The sequence below is a fragment of the Hymenobacter busanensis genome (assembly GCF_008727865.1).
Classification (GTDB): domain Bacteria; phylum Bacteroidota; class Bacteroidia; order Cytophagales; family Hymenobacteraceae; genus Solirubrum; species Solirubrum busanense.
In genome coordinates this window covers 460,915-479,526 of sequence record NZ_VTWU01000004.1, presented here as the reverse complement: position 1 = coordinate 479,526, position 18,612 = coordinate 460,915, and the positions used below count along the sequence as shown (strand labels likewise).

The window sequence follows — 18,612 nt, the reverse complement described above, 5'->3', positions numbered from 1 at the left end:
AAATCAGGCCGGCTGTCGAAATGACGAGGCGGGCTGCATGCGGCCGTCGCGCCACAGGGCCAAGGTCATCAGGACCAACGCAATGAGGTAGGCCCCGTTGATGACGATGGCCGTGGTATAAGCCACCAGTTGCGAAAACCGCGGGTCGGGCTTCAGGGTGAGAAAACCCATGACCGAGCCCGTGTAGTAAATAGTGAGGCCCACGCTCACCAGAAACATGAAGTCGTGCCAGGGGCTGCGGGCGCGCAGCTCGCGCACCCACTGCTCGAAATACGCCAGCGCGTACACCAGCATGAGCACTACCTGCACGGCCCGGGCGTACTGGTTGGTTTGGTTTAGGCCCGACAGTATGGTGGCATCGGCCAGGGCAACGGCGGTAAACACGCCCTGCGCTAGCAACAACCAGCTTTTCAGGCGCGCATCGCGCAGGGCGCGATGGTAGGCCCAGCCCAGCAGCCACGTCTCCACCAGCACGCTCAGGTGAAACGTGTAGGCGTTGGACAGGTGCTGGCGGCGCGTCCAGTAATCGAGCACGGCCTCTACCGCCCAAAACGCAAAGTACCACACCACGGCCCGCGCCGGCCCCGACAAGCTACGCCAGCGCCCCAGCCCAATACCCAACGGCACGATTATCCCGTAGGCGCTAGCCACTTGGCTGGCGTTGCTCAGGGAAATAATCCACGCGGGGGCAGGCTCGGGCACTGGCATAGCTCTCGGATCAGGTTACTCGGGGCACAGCGGGCTGGTAGGGTCGCTGCAGGGCGGCACCAGCTGCCCGCGGTTGCCCACGCGGCTGGTTAGGTCGCGGCCTTCGCTGTTGACGCCGACCAAGACCAAGGTCAGCTTGTTGTCGCCGTCCATACCGAAGTAAAAACGAATGCCGGTAGCCCCGGTGTTGGGGGCCGTCAACTGCTGCAGCAGGTCGTTGCCGATGAACACGCCTTTGTTTTCATTCAGGTTGGCGTCGCGGTAAAGGCGGGTCATTTCAACGCCTTCTTCGAGCGGGATGATGCTGCCTGCGTCTTCGGTAAAAGCCATAAAGGTGCGGAACAAGTAAGAAAAGGTTGGACGAAAATGCCTTCCGATTGAGGCATTCAAATATATCAGGTGTAGAATGGAATATGCGTTCTGCCGAGTAAACTTAGCCAACCCGCACCCGGACAACTTGACGCTCTGGCTCTTGCAAACCCACGACCGGCCGACCTTGCTCCAGACCGCGGCGGGCCTGGTCGCGGTACACGGCCAGCGTCATCAGCAACAGGCATATTAGGTACATGCTGTCGATAACCAGGCCGGCGGCGTGCGTCAGCAGCAGGCTGCTGCTGGCTGCCTGAAGCAGGTAGCCGGTAATGGAACCCGCGAAGTAGATACCCAAGCCCACGCTGGCCACAAACATGGTTTCGCGCCACGGGTCCTGGGTGGGCGGCTGGCGCATGTAGGCATCGAAATACCCGATGATCAGGCTCAACATCAGCAAGGTTTGACCGAGCCGGGCATATTGGTTGGGGGCCTGCAAACCCGACAGCACCGTGGCATCGGCCAGGCACAGGGCCGTGAACAGGCCCATTGCCGGCAACAGCATCGGGCGCATGCGCGAGGCCGCCGGCAGCGCCCGGTAGTAGGCCCAGGCCAGCAGCCACGTCTCCGCCAGCACATCCAGGTGGTGCAGGTACAGGTTGGTGTGCAGCACGCGCCGGCTCCAGAAATTGATGGGCGCTTCGACGGTCCAGAATGCAAAATACCACACCAGCGCCCGGCCCGCCGGCGACAGGTGCCGCCACCGCACCACGCCAATGAGCAGCGGCACAACCACGCCGTAAGCGCCCACCCGGTTGATGGTGTGGGCCGCCAAGGTTACCCAATCAGAACCTGCCGCGTGCATAGGTCGGGCGTGAGAAACCGGCAACACGGCGGGTAGCCGCTACTGCCGGATACATAGAAAATGGCTACTGGTCGTCTCCGTCGGTGTCTTCCTCGTCGAGGGCGTCGAAGACGCGGTCGAGGGTGGCTTCGGCGGTACGCAGGCGGGCTTTGCAGAAGCGGATGAGGTCGGCGGCGCGCTGGGCGCTGGCGGTCAGCTCGTCCACGTCCACGGTTTCGGTTTCGAGGCGGCGCAGCAGGGTTTCCAGCTCCGCAATGGCGTCGCGGTAGGTGCGGTCGGTAGGTTGCTCGGGCATGAGGTCAGGAATGCGAATCGAAGCTGGCGGCGAGGTTGACGACCTGCACCGGCAGCGGGCCGTCGGGCAGCTGCAAGAGCAGCAACGTGCCGGGCGGCGAAGCGGAAGTTAAGGATTGCAGGCTGTCGGTGCGCACGTAGCCGCGCCGGCCCAGGGCCACGTGGTCCAGCGCCGCGTGCCGCGTGACGGCGGCGGCCAAGGCCAGGGCGTGGTGGGCGGTGGCGCGCACGGTGGCCACTTCCAACTGGTAGCGGTGGCGCAGCAAGGCTTCGCGGCGGCGCTGGTGCAGCCGGCGCAGGCGGCGCAGTATCGTCTGACTGAGGTGGCGCACGTGCTGACGCTGCCGGTCGAGGGCGTGCTGGGCGGTGCGGCGCAGCTGCTGTTGCTGGGTGCTCAGCTGCCGGGCTTCGCGCTGCAAGGCCTGTTGGGGCACTTCCACGGCGCGGCGCAGCCGCTGGCGCAAGGTGCTTTGCTCGCCCGCGAGCTGGCTTTGGCCGAGTTGCACCAGTTGCCGCCCCATTCGGTTGAGCACCGCGCCGTACTGGCCCACCTGCTCCAGCGCCAGCTCGTGAATGCGGGCGCCGTAGCCATCAAACGCCGCCTCCAGCCGGGCCAGCCGCTCGACCAAGTAAATGGCCACAGCTGTGGGCGTTTTCAGCGCGGTATGGGCCGTGAGGTCCACCACGGCCTCGTCGCGGTCGTGGCCGATGCCGGTGACGACGGGCAGCGGAAAAGAGCCCACCGCCGCCGCAAGACCGTAGTCGTCGAAGCACAGCAAATCGGTGCGCGAGCCGCCACCGCGAATGATGATGACCACGTCGAACTCCTGGCGCTGGCGCCGGATCATATCGAGAGCGGCCAAAATGCTGGCCGGGGCCTCCTGCCCTTGCATGGTGGCCGGAAACAGCGCGACGTCGAAGGCATACGGCGCTTCTTCGAGCTGGCGCACGAAATCCTGCCAGCCGGCGGCCGTGGCCGACGAGATTACCGCCAAGCGTTGCGGGGCCAACGACAGCGGCAGGCGCTTGTTGCGCTCCAGCAAATCCTGGGCTTCGAGCTTGGCCACGGTTTCGGCGCGCTGCCGGGCCAGCTCCCCCACCGTGTAGGTGGCGTCGATGGCAATGATGTCGAGGCTGAGGCCGTACTGCTCGTGGAAGCGTACTTGGCAGCGGGCCAGAATGCGCATGCCGGCGCGCAGGGTTTGGCCGGTTTGCTGCTCGAAGTGCGGCAGCAGCACCTCGAAGCGGTTGCGCCAGATGGCGGCCCGCACCTGGGTGCGCATCTCGGGGCCGCCGGGGCCGGGCGCGGGGTCCGTCAGGGTGAGGTAGCAGTGCCCGGCGCCGAAGCGCGGCAGCGTCAGCTCGGCAATTTCGGCCGTCACCCAATAGGCATCGTCGAAGGCGGCGTGCAGCACGTCGCGCACGCGGCGCAGCAGCTCGGCCAGCGGCAGCGGCGCCGGCGCAAACAGCGGCGTGGAAGCGGAAGTACGACGGGGTGAGCGGGCAGCCATGCAACGCGCAAGGTACGCATTTGGCGGGGCGCTCGGGCTTTTTTCGGCCGGGGCAGCGCACTTTATCGGCCAGCTCGACAGGAACCCCGCAGCCCGCTCCGGCGTACACGTTCCCGGTTAGCCGCATACTTACTCGTAGTCGTTCCGTTTCCATTGTTCACTCCCAAACACCTTTCTCATGGCATTCTTTGAAGGCAAACTCAACACGCTCGAAGACCTGTTCGCCGAACAGCTAAAGGACCTCTACAGCGCCGAAAACCAACTCGTGAAAGCCCTGCCGCAGATGGCCGGCGAAGCCCGCGACCCGCGCCTGCGCCAGGCCTTCGAAAACCACCTGCAGGAAACCATGAACCAAGTGTCGCGCCTCGAGCAGATTGGGCGCGGCCTGAACATCGACCTGAGCGGCCACACCTGCAAAGCCATGCAGGGTTTGGTGGCCGAGGGCAAAGAAACCATCAGCGAAAACGCCACCGACGAGGTGAAAGACGCCGCCCTGATTGTGGCTTCGCAGCGCATCGAGCACTACGAAATTTCGGGCTACGGCTCGGCCCGCCATTTTGCCGAGCGCCTTGGCCACGCCGAAGCCGCTTCGCTCCTCTCGCAGACGCTGCAGGAAGAGCAGCTGGCCGACACCAAGCTCAACGACTTGGCCAAAGGCTATATCAATCAGCGCGCTATGTAACGCCGAGCGTGCCTCCCTTAAAAAGCCTGCAACGCGCAGGCTTTTTTTGTGTCCGTGGGACTTGACCGTGGCCGAGGTCAACCTTTTTCGCGCCGCGGCTGTTTGAGCCTATCGGTCCTGCACCCTCCGCGGCGTTGGGACCGATGTTTTTTACCACCATCCGAGCTGTTTCATGCCCCAGACGACCGAGCCGCTAACCAACACCCCCGACGTGCACGACGAACATGACCGCAAACCCAGCCGCGCCTGGGTGTGGTGGCTGGTAGCGGCTGCGGTGGTGGCCGCGTTGGCCTTTGTCAAAATTAAATACTTCCCCTCCCAATCGGCCGAGGGTGGCAAGGGCGGCGGAAAAGGCGGCGCGGCCGGTGGCCCCGGCGCCAAAGGTGGCCCAGGCGGTGGCCGCGGCGGGGCCGGAGGCGGCGGGCCGCTGCCGGTGCAGGTATATGTAGTGACGCCCACCAAGCTCACCGACGCCGTGGCCGCCACGGGCTCGGTGCTGGCCGACGAGCAGGTGACGGTGCGCAGCGAAATCAACGGCCGCATCACCAGCCTCAACTTCAAGGAAGGCCAACCGGTGAGCAAAGGCCAGCTGCTGCTCACCATTAACGCCGATGAAATTCAGGCCCAGCTGCAGAAGCTGCGCTACAACCTCAAGCTCTTTCGCGACCAGGAACGCCGCCAGCGCACGTTGCTGGAAAAAGAATACATCAGCCAGCAGGAGTACGAGCAGAGCAACAACCAGGTGCTCACTGCCCAGGCCGATTTGCAGCTGCTGGAAGCCAACCTGGCCAAGGCGTATATCCGGGCGCCGTTCAGCGGCGTGGTGGGGCTGCGCTCGGTGTCGGTGGGCGGCTACGTAACGCCGAACACGCCCGTGACGACGCTGTCGCGCATTTCGCCGGTGAAAGTGGACTTTGCCGTGCCGGGCCGCTACGCCAACGCCGTGAAAGTGGGCGACGAAGTGGTGGTGAACGACGAAGCTACCAACAAGAAATACGAGGCCCGCGTCTACGCCATCAACCCGCAGATTGACCCGGCCTCGCGCACCCTCTCGGTGCGCGCGGTGTACCCCAACAGCAAGCAGGAGCTGCGCCCCGGCGCGTTTGTGCGCGTGAACCTGAACATCGGCCAGGTCGACGAAGCCATCCAGATTCCCACCGAAGCCGTGTCGCCGGAAGCCTCGGGCTACCGCGTGTACAAGGTGGTGGGCGGCAAGGCCCAGCCGCAACAGGTCAAAATTGGCATCCGTTCGGAGAAGCTCCTGCAGATTACCGACGGCCTGGCGCCCGGCGACACCATTATGCGCACCGGCATTCTGCAGGTGAAGCCCGGCGACAAGGTGAAAGTGCAGAAACCCGCCCGCTAGCGGCGGCCTTTTGGCGTTTGCCGGGACGCTTCCGGTAGCCGGGCGTTAAACCTCTTCCGCCGCTTTCTATCCAACTACCTTCTTATGACCCTCTCTGCGCCCGTTGAAGTAAGCCGCGTCAGCATTCGTGCCGCCGTCGAAACCGACGCCGCGGCGCTGGCCGGGCTGGTGGCCGAAGTCGGTTACCCCACCGAGGAGGCCACGCTGCGCACCCGCCTAGCCGACCTCACGGCGGCGGGCGACCTGCTGCTCGTAGCTGAATACGCCGGCCGGGTCGTTGGCTTTGCCCACCTGCACCGCACGCCATTTCTGCACCGCGCCCCCGACGGCCGCATCGTAACGCTGGCTGTAACCGCTGACCTCCGCAGCCAGGGGTTGGGCAAGCAGCTGCTGCAGGCTGCCGAGCAGGTATTCCGGCAGTGGGGCTGCGGGCGCATTGAAGTAACCAGCGGCAAGCCGCGCGAGGCCGCGCACCGCTTTTACCTGCGCGAGGGCTACGAAGAACAATCCAAACGCTTCGTGAAGCTGCTGCCCGGCTGATGGCGCACCGCCTAAGCGCGGCGCCGGTTTCTTTTCCATAATCCACCGCAGATTGCTGCTATGAGCATATCCTCCACCAGTATTGACCGCCCGGTATTGGCCATCGTAATGAGCGTGGTCATCGTACTGTTCGGCGTGATTGGCTACCGCTACCTCTCGGTGCGCGAGTACCCCAGCGTCGACCCGCCCATTATTACCGTGCAGGGCAGCTACACCGGCGCCTCGGCCGACGTGATTCAGTCGCAGGTGACCGAGCCGCTCGAAGAAGCCATCAACGGCATTGCCGGTATTCGCAACCTGACCTCCACCTCGCGCGACGGCCGGGCCAGCATCACCGTCGAATTCGACCTGGAAGCCGACCTGGAAACGGCCGCCAACGACGTGCGCGACAAGGTATCGAGCGCCCAGGGCCGCCTGCCGCGCGACATGGACCCGCCCACCGTGACGAAGGCCAACGCCGACTCGCAGCCTATTGTAATGACCTACCTCAGCTCCGACAAGCGCACCCTGCTGGAGCTGACCGACTACGCCGTGAACGTGTTCAAGGAGCGCATTCAGACGATTCCGGGCGTGTCGGAAGTGCGCATTTTTGGCGAGCGGCGCTACTCCATGCGCCTCTGGCTCGACCCGGTGAAGCTCACCGCCCTGCGCGTGTCGCCCACGGAAGTGCAGCAGGCCCTCACGCGCGAAAACGTGGAGTTGCCCTCGGGTTCGGTGCAGGGCGCCAATACCCAGCTCACGTTGCGCACGATGGGCCGCCTGAGCACCGAAAAAGACTTCAACGACCTGATTCTGCGCCGCGACTCTACTTCCCTCATCCGCATGTCGGACGTGGGCTACGCCGAGCTGTACCCCGAAAACGACCAGACCTTGTTTCGGGTGAACGGCGTGCCGCAAGTGGGCATTGCCGTTATTCCGCAGCCGGGCTCCAACCAAATTGAAATTGCCGACGCCTTCAACAAGCGCCTGGAGCAGCTGCGCACCGACTTGCCCAAGGACCTGAAAGTGCAGGCCGGCTTCGACAACTCGCAGTTCGTGCGCAAGTCGCTCAACGAGGTGAAGCACACCATCATCGAGGCGTTTATTCTCGTGGTAGTCATCATCTTCCTGTTTCTGCGCGACTGGCGCAGCACCATCATCCCGATGGTGGCCATTCCGGTGTCGTTGGTGGGTATTTTCTTCGTAATGTACCTGCTCAACTTCTCGGTAAACGTGCTGACCACGCTGGCCATCGTGCTGGCCATCGGCCTCGTGGTCGACGACGCTATTGTGGTGCTCGAGAACATCTACGCCCGCATCGAGGCCGGCGAAGAGCCGATGGAAGCGGCCCACAAGGGTTCCAATGAAATCTTCTTCGCCATCGTTTCCACCACCATCGTGCTGGCGGCGGTGTTTCTGCCGGTGGTGTTTCTGTCGGGCATCACGGGGCGCTTGTTCCGCGAGTTCGGCATTGTGGTAGCCGGTTCGGTACTCATTTCGGCTTTTGTGTCGCTGACGCTGACGCCCATGATGTCGTCGCGCTTGCTGAAGCGGCAGGAAACGCACAACTGGTTTTACCGCAAAACCGAGCCGTTCTTCGAGGCCCTCACCAACGGCTACAAGAGCAGCCTGGAGTCGTTTCTGCAGAACCGGGTGTGGGCCTGGCTGATGGTAGCAGCCACCGTGGGCGGCATCTTCTTCTTCATGCAGGCCCTGCCCTCGGAGCTGGCCCCCATCGAAGACCGTTCGCGCGTGAACGTCAACGCCACGGCGCCGGAAGGCTCCTCGTTTGAGTTCATGGACGCCTACATGGCCCAGCTCGGGCAAGGCGCAATGGACTCGGCCGGCACGGCCATGAGCAGCGTGTTTGCCGTGACCTCACCCGGCTCGGGCTCGGGCGCCAACTCCGGTATTGCCCGCATCCTGCTCGTCGACCCCGATGAGCGCGACGTGGACCAGCAAAAGGTAGCCGACAAAGTGAGCGGGCTGGTGAAGAAACTCACCGCCGCCCGCGCCTCGGTGTCGCAGGACCAGAGTATTGGCGGTGGGGGCGGCGGCTTGCCGGTGCAGTTTGTGGTGCAAAACCAGGACTTCGACAAGCTGCGCGAAGTGGTGCCCAAGTTCCTGGCCGCCGCCCAGGCCGACCCCACCTTTCAGTTCGCCGACGTGAACCTGAAGTTCAACAAGCCCGAGCTGCGCATCATCATCGACCGCGACAAGGCGCAGAGCCTGGGCGTGTCGGTGCAGGACATTTCGCAAACGCTGCAGGCGGGTCTCTCGGGGCAGCGCTACGGCTACTTCATCCGCAACGGCAAGCAGTACCAGATTATCGGCCAGGTGGCCCGCGAAGACCGCGACCAGCCGCTGGACGTGCGTTTGTTGTCGGTGAAAAACCGTAACGGCGAGCAGGTGCAGCTCGATAACGTGGTGCGCTTGGAAGAAAGCAGCACGCCGCCGCAGCTGTTCCGCTTCAACCGCTACAACGCGGCCACCTTCTCGGCCTCTTTGGCCAAGGGCAAAACCGTGGGCGACGGCATTGCCGCCATGCAGGCCATTGCCGACAAAACCCTCGACGAAACCTTCTCCACCGAGCTGGCCGGCACCTCGCGCGACTTCCAGGAAAGCTCCTCGTCGCTGGTCTTTGCCTTCGGTTTGGCGCTGCTGCTGATTTACCTCACGCTGGCGGCCCAGTTTGAGAGCTTCAAGGACCCGGCCATCATCATGGTGACGGTGCCGCTGGCCCTGGCCGGCGCGCTGCTGAGCTTGTGGTACTTCAACCAAACGCTCAACATCTTCTCGCAGATCGGCGTGATTATGCTCATCGGCTTGGTAACCAAAAACGGCATCCTCATCGTGGAGTTTGCCAACCAGCGGGCCGAGCAGGGCGTGCACTACCTCGAAGCCTTGGTAGAAGCCGCCGCTACCCGCTTCCGGCCTATTATGATGACCTCGCTCTGCGCCATTCTGGGCATCATGCCCATTGCCATTGCCACCGGTGCCGGTGCCCTCAGCCGCCGCGCCATGGGCATTGGCGTGGTGGGCGGGTTGGTTTTTGCGACCGGCCTCACGCTCTACATCGTACCGGTCATGTACTCGTACTTCGCCACGGCCAAGAAGCACAGCAAAAAGGCTGCACCGGCCGAACCCGCCAAAGAAGTAGCGGCGGCCTAAGCCCGTTGCTCCAATCCCGTTTATCCTTGCTAATGCGTCGTTTCCTTTCTTTTTTCCTTCTCCTACCCTTTCCCCTGCTGGCGCAGCAGCCGGCGGCCGCCCCGCAGGCCAAGCCCCAGACGGAAAAGCCCGAGACGGTAGCGCCCGCGCCCGCTCTCACGCTGGCCGAGGCCATTCGCATCGGGCTGGAAAACAACTACAACATTCGGCTGGTGCGGCAGGATGAACGCATTGCCGAAAACAACGTGACCCGTGGCAACGCCGGCCAGCTGCCGGTGGTCAACGGCAACCTCACCCGCAACTTCAACCGCAACAACATCAACCAGCGCTTCGGCACTACCGACGCCTCGGGTAACCCCACCGCGCCCCGCATCGTGAACGGCGGCACCAGCAACCTGCTGAACACCAACGTGGCCGCGACCTGGACGATTTTCGACGGCTTCGGAATGTTCATTGCCTACGACCGGCTGCGCACCGTGGCCCAGAGCCAGGAGCAGTTCACCCGCGCCACCGCCGAAGAAACCGTGGCCGACATCACCGACGCCTACTTTACGGTGGTGCGCGAGGCCGGCAAAATCCGCAGCTTCGAGGAAGCCCTGCGCATCGGCCAGCAGCGCATCGACCTCACCCAGGCCCGCGCCGACGTGGGCGTGGGCGCCAAGGTGGAAGTGCTGACGGCCCGCGTGGATTACAACGCCGACCGCTCGGCCCTCATTCAGCAGCAGGAAGCCCTGAAAACGGCCAAGGTCAACCTCAACAACCTGCTGGGCCGGGCACCATCCGTCGATTTCCTGCCCGCCGACTCCATTGTGGTCAGCCGCGACCTGAACCGCGAAACCGTGACGCAGGCCATCCGGCAAAACAACCCCCGCCTGCAGCAGGCGCGCATCAACACCGAAGTAGCCACCTACGACCGGCGGCTGGTGCGGGCCTCGCACTTTCCGCAAGTGGGCCTGACCACCGGCTACGGCTTCAACCGCAACATCAACAACGCCGCCTTTGCCGGCACCCAGCTCACCACCAGCACCAACACCACCTACGGCCTGAACTACGGCCTGGTCGCCTCGGTGCCCATTTTCGACGGCTTCAACCGCAACCGCCTGGAGCAAAACGCCCGCATTGCCGAAGACCAAAGCAAGCTGCAACTGGAGCAAACCCAGCTCCAGCTCGATGCCGAGGCCGAACAGGCTTACGCCCAGTACCAGAACCGCCTGCAGCTGCTGCAACTGGAGGAAGACAACATTCAGCTGGCCCGCCAGAACGTAGCCATTGCCCTGGAGCGCTACCGCCTGGGCCTGCTCACGCCTCTGGCCCTGCGCGAAGCCCAACGCACCCAGCTCGACGCCGAAAACCGCCTGCTCGACATCCGTTTTCAGGCCAAGCAGGCCGAAACCGTGCTGCGCCGCCTCAGCAGCGGCTTAGTGCAGGAGCAGGCCGACAACGGCAAATAGCCCCCAACCGGTTCCCATGCGAAGGCCCTGCTGGCAGTATAGCCAGCAGGGCCTTCGTGCGTGTGGGAGTGGGTGCCGCGACTGGAAAAACAATGGTCTGAAAAAGCCGGAGCCGGCCGGACGACTGCGCCGCTGCGGGCTGGTTGGGCCGCGGCAATCGGTTAACTTGCCAGTCCATGCTTCCGCCCTCCTGCTCCATCCAGTTCCGCCCCGACTTGCAGGTACTTGTCGTGCGCTGGCCCGCCGATGCCCCTTTCCCGCAGCTGCAAGCCGATTTTGAGGCCGTGCTGCACGAAGCCCAACAGTACCGCGCCGCCCGCTGGCTGCTCGACGTGCGCCGCCGCGACGAGCTGACGCCCGACCTGGCCTACTGGACGACCCACGACTTCTTTCCCCGCGCCAATCAGCACCTGGCACCCCTGCCGTTGCGCATTGCCGTGCTGGCTTCGCCCGTGCGCATGGCCGTGTACGAGCAGGACGGCGTGCAGCGTGACACGCTGCAATACGGCCTCGCCGGCACCCGGCCCTACCGCCTGCAGCTTTTTGGCGACGAGGGAGAGGCGGTGGCGTGGCTACGGGCTTGAAGCTGGGGCAAACCCTAACTTCCTTCGCCCATAAGTCAACGGTTTAACTTCAGGGCATTTTCCGGAGCCTAATACCAAGCTTCGTTCTGCTAAACATCTTCTTCCCATTTCTATGCATCCATCTTTTCACTTCGTGGCGCGCCTTGCGCTGTTGTTGCTGCTGCCGCTGCTGCACCTTACCCCCGTACACGCCCAAACGCCGCTTTGGCAAACGGCGGAGCTGGCAGGGATTCCCGACGGGTCGGCCAGCGTATCCGCCACGGCGGCCGATGCTGCGGGCAACGTTTACCTCGTAGGCCAATTCAGCGGCACGCTAACCTTTGGCAGCACCGTGCTCAGCACCCAGGGCGACGTCGACCTATTCGTAGCCAAGTGGAGCAACGCTTCTCGCTCGTTTGTGTGGGCGCAGCGGGCGGGCGGCTCCGGCAACGACGCCGCCACGGCCGTGGCCCTCAGCGGTTCGAGCGTGTACGTAGCAGGTAACTTCACCGGCACAGCCGGTTTCGGCAGCACGTCCCTCACCAGCGCCGGTGCCGTCGATGTGTTCGTGACCAAGCTCATCGATGCCGGCAGCACCGCCGGTTTCGCCTGGGCCAAGCGGGCGGGCTCGGCAGGCTACGATTTTGCCAATGCCCTGGCCGTGAACGGCAACGCTGTGTACCTGGCCGGGCAATTTAGCAGCGCCACAACGCTGTTCGATTCGTTTGCGCTGATTAACGCCGACCCCAACGGCACCAGCACCGATGTATTCATGGCCAAAATCACCGACTTAGGCGGCAACATTGGTTTTACCTGGGCTCAGCGCAGCGGCGAGATGGGGCAGGACGAAGCGACCGGGCTAGCAATAAACGGCAATCAACTCTACCTGACGGGCTTCTTTCAGGGGCCAACCACTCGTTTTGGCAACATCACCCTTGCCAACGCGTCCACCAGCAACAGCCAAGAGGCGTTTGTGGCTAAGCTCGTAGACAACGGCCCGAACGGTACCTACATCTGGGCCCAGCGCGCGGGTGGCCCTGGCTCCGACCGGAGCACGGCGGTGGCAGTGAGCGGCAGCAGCGTGTATGTGGCGGGACATTTCACCAGCCCGAGCGCCGACTTTGGTGCCACCACCCTTACCAACGCCGGCAGCGGCATTTCGCCCGGTGCCGATGTGTTTGTAGCCAAGCTCACCGACGCGGGCACCACCAGCAGCTTTGCCTGGGCCCAGCGCGCCGGCAGCGCCGACAACGAAGTCGGCACGGGCCTCGCCGTAAACGGCCCCGACCTATACCTGTGCGGCTATTTCGGGGGCCGCACCAGCACTTTCGGTACTGCCGTACTCACCAACACCAGCACTGGGGGCGACAACGATGCCTTCGTGGCCAAGCTTTCCGACGCGGGTCCGGCACCCGCCTTCGTGTGGGCCCAGAAAGCCGGCGGCAACGGCGGCGACGTGGCCAGCACCGTGGCCGTGAGCGGCAAGCGGGTGTTCGTTACGGGCCTGATTTCCACCACCGCCAATTTTGGCAGCCTCGTCGTCTCGGCCCCCGCTGCCGTGGGCGTGGGTTCCTACCTGGCCACCCTCTTCGACGAGGTGCTAGCCACGGCCGCCCCGCAGGCGCAGCCGGTACTGCACCTGTACCCCAACCCAGCCCACACCACGGCCACCGTGCAGCTCCCAGCTGTACCCGGCGCCACCTCAGCCACGCTGGTTTTGCTCGATGCCCTGGGCCGCGAGGTGTACCGCCAGCCGGTGCGGCTGAATGCGCCGGCCCCTGTGCCGGTGCTGGGGCTGGCGCCCGGCCTCTACCGACTGCGCGTGCTGGCCGGCCGTCGGGTACTCTCGCAGGCCCTCGTGGTGCAGTAGGCCGGGACAGCCGTTTGCCGGCTGCGCGTTTGCCAACCCCAACCGGCTACTCAAAAAAAAGCCTCCCGTTGACAGCGGGAGGCTTTTTCCTATAGATGATTCGCACCGATTCACTATACCGGACTGCGCAGCGCCCGGTTACTGCACCATCACCTGCCCCGCATAAGAGCGGCCTTGCGCATCGGTGGCGCGGAGCAGGTACAGGCCCGCCGGCAGGCCCTGCACCGACAACTGAGTGGTGCCCGTCGCGGTAGCCGTGCGTACTACCCGGCCCAGCGGGTCGAGCAGTTGCACCGGGCTGCCGGTGGGCAGGGCCGGCAGCTGCACGTAATCGGTAGCGGGGTTGGGGAAGGCGGTGAGCGGGGCCGCGTGCTGGGGTGCCCTGCTACTGGTCACCAGCCCCGTGAGGCGGGCCACAAAGCCGTCGTACACGTAGCGCGCGGCTGGGCCCTGGTTGGTGAGCACCGCAGGATAAAACCGAATGGTGGGGCCGCCGAAGCCGCCGACGATGCAGGTGCTGCCGGCCGTAGGCGGCGTGAGGGCCACGGCAATGTCTTCGCCGGGGCCGCCGGTGGCATACACGCCGCGCCCGAAGCCCTGGCTGGTATAGCTCACCATAAACACGTCAAGGTCCCCGTCGTTGTACATCACCACGCCGCTGGCCCGGCCACCGGTGCTGTAGCTGCCCACCTGGTACACGTTGCCCAGGGGGTCGAGGGCGACGCCGTAGCCGGCTTCCTGGCCGGGGCCGTCGACCTGCCGGGCCCAGAGCCCGTTGCCCTGCGCGTCGAATTTCAGTAGCATGGCGTCGGAGCTGGTGCCGGTGCCCGGTAGGCTGAGCGTGCCGAACGTGGCCGCGCCGCTGAACTCGCCGCTGACGTAGACCTCGCCGGCAGCAGTAGCAGCCAGTGCCTGGGCCACGTCGTAGCCGGCCGTGCTGCCGCCCTGGCGCACCCAGCGCTGCTGGCCCTGGGCGTCGTAGCTGGCTACCCAGGCGTTGGTGCTGGTGGGCGCGTTCAGGACCCCGCCGCCGAAAGAGACGGTACCGCCAAAGCTGCCCGCCGCATACACGTAGCCTCCGCCCACGGCCAGGCCGTTGCCGGTGAGTTGGCCCTGCTGCCCGGTTACCCGGTTGCTGGCTTGTTCGCGCACCCACAGCACCGCACCCTGCGCATCGAGGCGGGCCAAGAAGGCGCCGGCCGTGTAAGCCGGGAAAGTGGTATTGCCCATCTGGGCGCCGTCGGTGAAGACAGCCCCCACATAGGCGCCACCCGCGCCGTCGGGCTGCACGCCGTAGCTGCCCACGTTGTTGCCGCTGTCGGCCAGCTGGCCCCAGAGCACGGTGCCCTGCGCGTCGAGCTTCACCACGAAGAACCCTTCGCCGCCGGGCCGGGAGCTGAGCACCACGCTGCCGAAAGTGGCCGTGCCCTCCAGAATACCCGTCACGAAGATGTTGCCGGCGGCATCGACGCTTACGTGGCGGGCTTCCTGGTAGCCGGTGCCGCCGAAGCGGCGCACCCACTGGGTGGTGCCGGCCGCGTCGAGTTTGGCCACCACGGCGTCGGCGTCGCCGAGGGAGGTGAAGGCCGTGCCGGCCACCGCGGCTGTGCCCTCAAACGAGCCCACCACGTAGGCATTGCCGGTGGCATCGGTGGCAGCATCCCGAAACGCATCGTTGCCGGTGCCGTGCAGGCCGCGGGCCCAGGCCCAGCCGGGCGTGGGTTGGGCCTGGGCCGTGAGGGCGAGGGCGAGGCCGGCGGCCGCCACGCACAGGCGGCGAAGCGCCGGAAAAGCAGGACGTAGAATCAATACCATAGCAGGGGTAGCGTGGTGAAAAAGTGGACAGGCAGCGTCCCAAAGCGAAATTACGTTCGGCAGCCAAAAGTAGAGCACGCGCTGCTTCCACGCGTTGTGTACCGCGGAGCGCAGGCGGCCCAACGGGGGACTCACTACTCATCGGCGGCTGGCAACAACGCGGATTTTGGTAGGTGAACGACGGTTTTTGGTGGGTGGGACCCGGCGGCGGGCCGCTACTTTTGCTTGCGTCCTTGCTTCACCCCGGCGAGTACCGTTGACTCCTGCTTCCGCTATGAAACAACTCTACTTCTCCTTGGTGGCGACGCTGCTTGCCGCCGCCGCGCAGGCCCAGTCGGTGGGCATTGGCACCAGCACCCCCGACCCCACCGCCGCCCTCGACATCCAGGCCACCGGCAAGGGCCTGCTCATCCCGCGCCTCGACTCGGCCAGCCGCGCCGGCATCGGCAGCCCGCCCGACGGGCTGATGGTGTTCCAGACCGACGGGCGCAAGGGCTTCTGGTACGCCGTGGGCGGCCAGTGGGTGTACATTCCGGACAAAACGAAATCGGGCGACAACCTGGGCAACCACTCGGCCACCCAGAACCTGGGCCTCAACGACAACGACCTGCGCCTGCGCACGGCCACCGACGGCAACCACGGCCTGGGCTGGTACGGGGCGAATACCAGCACGAAGAACTGGCTCGGCCAGAACATCGACGGGCCGGTGCTCTACGGCTTCGGCGGGGGCGTGCTGGGCACCAGCGCCGACGGCAGCCTCCAGTCGGTGCTGAGCTGGACCAGACAGGGCCGCGTGGGCATCGGCACGGGCACGCCCAACGCCCGCCTCGACCTGGGCCAGGGCGCGCTGATGCTGGGCGCGGCTATCAACAACAACGCCGCCCGCCCGGCCGTGGGCACCGCCCGCATAGCCGGCGAAATCGGCGCCTACGGGCTGGCCGGGGGCATCACGCCCAGCGCCACGGCCGACGACGGCTACCTGCGCCTCTCGGCCGGGGGCGGCAGCAGCAGCGCCACCAAGAGCTTTATCGACCTGGCCGGCTACAGCACCGTGGCCGACGTGGACAAGACCATCCGCCTGGGCACGGCCGGGACGGAGCGCCTGCGCGTGCTCGGCAACGGCAACGTGGGCATCGGGCGCCCCGACCCGCAGCAGCAGCTGCACGTGGCCGGCAACATCGCTGCCGACGGCCCCTTGGGCGTGGTGCTGGCTGCCCAGGACCGCCCGCTCGTGACCCGCAGCTGGGACGCCTTCACCTCCGGCACCTACCAGGGCGCCGGCCGCTGGGGCGTGTTTATGGAGCCCTCTACGCTGGCGTTTGGCATCCCGGCGGGTGCTTCGGGCCGCAGCTTCAAGTGGCTGACCTACAACGCCAACTCCACCGCGGCCAGCACCCTGATGACACTAACCCAGGACGGGGACCTGCAGGTGGCCGGCAGCTACGGCTATGCCACCCCCCAAACCCGCTACCTGCAGATCGGTCACGGCGCGTTCGTCTCCAACGACCCAGTCAGCTACCAGATCTACACCCAGTACAGCGTCAGCAGCGGTTCCCCACTGGCCAGCTGGCTGCGCAACGGCACCAACGGGCAGCCCGGCTACGTCACGGCGCCCCTGCAACTGCCGCAGGGAGCCGTCGTTACCGGCCTGGAGCTGATTGCCCGGGACGTTGACGGTACCAGCGTGAGCCCGCAGGTGCAGCTGACGGCCATTGAGCGTGGCGGGGGTACCGGCGTGGGCACCCCGTACTCGGCGGCGGCCGCCTTGACCAGCGAAAGCAACGACTGGCAGTCGGCCACGGCGGTGCTCAACCATACGGTGCGCAACGACCTGTATTTCTACCACGTGCGCGTCCGCTTAAACCAGGGCGGCGCCGGCACCTATTTCCTGGGCGTGCGCGTGACGTATACCGTCACCCAACCCGAGTAAGGCCCGACGGGGGCCGTGGCCCCGGCGCGTCGGCGTTGGCCCGGCCGCCGCTCCTGCTTCGGGAGCGGCGGCCGGGCTCTTTGTTTGGGCCGGGTGGCCCGCCCGCGTATCTTCCGGGCCGCGTGCCTTTTGCTTACTCGCAATCCTTCAAAGCGGTTCAGGAAGTCTGTCATCCTCCTACCCTCCCTCTTACCCCAAAGCCCCACTGGCACTTTCCCTATCCGAGCTTAAAGACCGTGCTATCCGCTTCGCCCAGGAGTGGCAGGGCGAAACCCGCGAACAGGCCGAGGCCAAGCCCTTCCGGACCGACTTCTTCAACGTGTTCGGCATCAACCGCCGCTTGGCTGGCTTCCTTCGAGGAGCCGGTGAAAAAGCTCTCCGGCAAGCAGGGCTTCATCGACCTGTTCTGGAAGGGCACCCTGCTGGTGGCGCACAAAAGCCGGGGCAAAGACCTGGACCGCGCCTACCAGCAGGCCATCGACTACTTCCCCGGCCTGCAGAACTACGAGCTGCCCAGTACCTCCTCGTCTCCGACTTCACCCGCTTCCGCCTCTACGCCCCGGAGGGCGGCCAGCAGGACGACTTCCCGCTGGAGGAGCTGCACCAGCACCTGCACCGCTTCGCCTTCCTCACCGGCTACCAGAAGCACCAGTACGCCGCCGAAGCCCCCGCCGCCTTCCCCACCGAGCTGAGCCGGCTGGAATTTCTCTTCGGGAAGTACCGGCAGCTGGCCGCCCCGCTGCTGCCCCGCCGCCAAAGCCCGCCAAAGCCCGCCAAAGCGGGGCCACGCCGCAAGGCCCCGGCCAGCAGCCAAGCCAGCGCAGTAGCCGCGGCGGCCACTGCAGTAGCCAAAAAGACGAACGAGTTCGGCGCCGCGGCCAACTGGTTGGCTTCGGAGGCCACTGCGGCGGCCACTGCGCCGACCCGAGCGGCCACCGCAGCTACTCAGTTAGCCAACAAGACGAACGAGTTCGGGTCGGACCCGAACTCGTTCGTCTTGTTGGGCAGTCAGTTGGCTTAGGAGGTAGCCGGCTTGGCGGCTGGGGCCTTGCGCTGGCCCTGCCCGGCAAAGCGCTGGCGCAGGTCGTCGTAGGCGGCCTGGGCGCCGGGCTGCTTGTTCTGGGCCATGAACTTGATGCTGTTGTAGATGGTCAGGGCGTTGCCGTAGGCCTCCGAGCCGGCCGTCATCATGGTCGAGTCGGTGTCGAGGGCCAGCTGCTCGAGCTGCTGGTGAATGGGCGCGAGGACGGTGAGGGCAGCGGCATCCTGCTTGAGCTCGGCCACATCCACGAAGGCGGGCACAAAGGCGGGCGAGGTGGTGGCGTAGTCGGTGGTCTTTTGCACGAAGGCCACGGTTTTGTCGGCCATGCGGAGCATGGTTTTGCGCTGCTCCGGCGTGAGCGACACGAGGTAGGGCCCCAGCTCGGTCTTGACGACGTCGAGGGCGGCTTGGACTTTCTGGAGCACGGCGGCCGGAATGTCCTGGTGGAATTGGTTTGCCATGAGGCGGGAAAGGGGGTAAGGATGGAAGGATGAGAACGGGCGGCCGGGGCAGAGG

The 18,612-nt window shown here is 65.4% G+C and carries 16 protein-coding genes; 9 read left to right on the top strand and 7 right to left on the bottom strand.

The window, feature by feature from the left end; all coding sequences use genetic code 11:
• Positions 1 to 3: 3 nt before the first annotated feature.
• The 5 genes from F0P96_RS13045 to xseA form a co-directional block, all read right to left on the bottom strand.
• A complete protein-coding gene (locus F0P96_RS13045; RefSeq protein WP_151079335.1) occupies positions 4 to 708 on the bottom strand; it encodes a hypothetical protein in 705 nt (234 codons plus the stop codon).
• 15 nt (positions 709 to 723) lie between these two features.
• Positions 724 to 1,038 (bottom strand): hypothetical protein, encoded by a 315-nt coding sequence (locus F0P96_RS13040; protein ID WP_151079334.1) that lies wholly within the window; start codon positions 1,036 to 1,038, stop codon positions 724 to 726.
• Between the two features lie 103 nt (positions 1,039 to 1,141).
• Complete coding sequence (locus F0P96_RS13035; RefSeq protein WP_151079333.1) at positions 1,142 to 1,882, bottom strand: hypothetical protein; 741 nt, start codon at positions 1,880 to 1,882, stop codon at positions 1,142 to 1,144.
• Positions 1,883 to 1,946: 64 nt separating this feature from the next.
• Positions 1,947 to 2,177: an exodeoxyribonuclease VII small subunit gene (xseB, locus tag F0P96_RS13030; RefSeq protein ID WP_151079332.1), complete on the bottom strand. Its 231-nt coding sequence runs from the start codon at positions 2,175 to 2,177 to the stop codon at positions 1,947 to 1,949.
• Positions 2,178 to 2,181: 4 nt separating this feature from the next.
• Positions 2,182 to 3,687 (bottom strand): exodeoxyribonuclease VII large subunit, encoded by a 1,506-nt coding sequence (gene xseA, locus F0P96_RS13025; protein WP_151079331.1) that lies wholly within the window; start codon positions 3,685 to 3,687, stop codon positions 2,182 to 2,184.
• A 178-nt stretch (positions 3,688 to 3,865) separates the two neighbouring features.
• On the opposite strand from xseA, the gene F0P96_RS13020 reads away from it, so the two are divergent.
• The 7 genes from F0P96_RS13020 (at position 3,866) to F0P96_RS12990 (ending at position 13,309) form a co-directional block, all read left to right on the top strand.
• Entirely contained in the window at positions 3,866 to 4,369 is a 504-nt protein-coding gene (locus F0P96_RS13020; RefSeq protein ID WP_151079330.1) for a YciE/YciF ferroxidase family protein, read from the top strand.
• Between the two features lie 172 nt (positions 4,370 to 4,541).
• Positions 4,542 to 5,735 carry an efflux RND transporter periplasmic adaptor subunit gene (locus tag F0P96_RS13015; RefSeq protein WP_151079329.1) on the top strand — a complete coding sequence of 398 codons (1,194 nt, stop codon included), beginning with the start codon at positions 4,542 to 4,544 and terminating at the stop codon, positions 5,733 to 5,735.
• An 84-nt stretch (positions 5,736 to 5,819) separates the two neighbouring features.
• Positions 5,820 to 6,275, top strand: a complete 456-nt coding sequence (locus tag F0P96_RS13010; protein ID WP_151079328.1) for a GNAT family N-acetyltransferase — start codon at positions 5,820 to 5,822, stop codon at positions 6,273 to 6,275.
• Positions 6,276 to 6,335: 60 nt separating this feature from the next.
• Positions 6,336 to 9,425, top strand: coding sequence for an efflux RND transporter permease subunit (locus F0P96_RS13005; RefSeq protein ID WP_151079327.1), 3,090 nt, complete (start codon positions 6,336 to 6,338; stop codon positions 9,423 to 9,425).
• Between the two features lie 32 nt (positions 9,426 to 9,457).
• Positions 9,458 to 10,876, top strand: coding sequence for a TolC family protein (locus F0P96_RS13000; RefSeq protein WP_151079326.1), 1,419 nt, complete (start codon positions 9,458 to 9,460; stop codon positions 10,874 to 10,876).
• 176 nt (positions 10,877 to 11,052) lie between these two features.
• Positions 11,053 to 11,460 carry a hypothetical protein gene (locus F0P96_RS12995; RefSeq protein WP_151079325.1) on the top strand — a complete coding sequence of 136 codons (408 nt, stop codon included), beginning with the start codon at positions 11,053 to 11,055 and terminating at the stop codon, positions 11,458 to 11,460.
• Between the two features lie 112 nt (positions 11,461 to 11,572).
• The gene (locus F0P96_RS12990) at positions 11,573 to 13,309 is read left to right on the top strand and encodes a T9SS type A sorting domain-containing protein (protein WP_151079324.1); all 1,737 of its coding nucleotides are present in this window, start codon (positions 11,573 to 11,575) and stop codon (positions 13,307 to 13,309) included.
• Between the two features lie 138 nt (positions 13,310 to 13,447).
• On the opposite strand, the gene F0P96_RS12985 is transcribed toward F0P96_RS12990, so the two are convergent.
• A complete protein-coding gene (locus F0P96_RS12985; protein WP_151079323.1) occupies positions 13,448 to 15,124 on the bottom strand; it encodes a T9SS type A sorting domain-containing protein in 1,677 nt (558 codons plus the stop codon).
• 274 nt (positions 15,125 to 15,398) lie between these two features.
• Here F0P96_RS12985 and F0P96_RS12980 point away from each other — a divergent pair, with 274 nt between their 5' ends.
• Both F0P96_RS12980 and F0P96_RS21440 read left to right on the top strand, forming a co-directional pair.
• Positions 15,399 to 17,054, top strand: coding sequence for a hypothetical protein (locus F0P96_RS12980; RefSeq protein ID WP_151079322.1), 1,656 nt, complete (start codon positions 15,399 to 15,401; stop codon positions 17,052 to 17,054).
• Between the two features lie 122 nt (positions 17,055 to 17,176).
• Positions 17,177 to 17,746 carry a type IIL restriction-modification enzyme MmeI gene (locus F0P96_RS21440; protein ID WP_420840960.1) on the top strand — a complete coding sequence of 190 codons (570 nt, stop codon included), beginning with the start codon at positions 17,177 to 17,179 and terminating at the stop codon, positions 17,744 to 17,746.
• Positions 17,747 to 18,071: 325 nt separating this feature from the next.
• On the opposite strand, the gene F0P96_RS12970 is transcribed toward F0P96_RS21440, so the two are convergent.
• Positions 18,072 to 18,557 carry a hypothetical protein gene (locus tag F0P96_RS12970; protein WP_151079320.1) on the bottom strand — a complete coding sequence of 162 codons (486 nt, stop codon included), beginning with the start codon at positions 18,555 to 18,557 and terminating at the stop codon, positions 18,072 to 18,074.
• Positions 18,558 to 18,612: the final 55 nt, after the last annotated feature.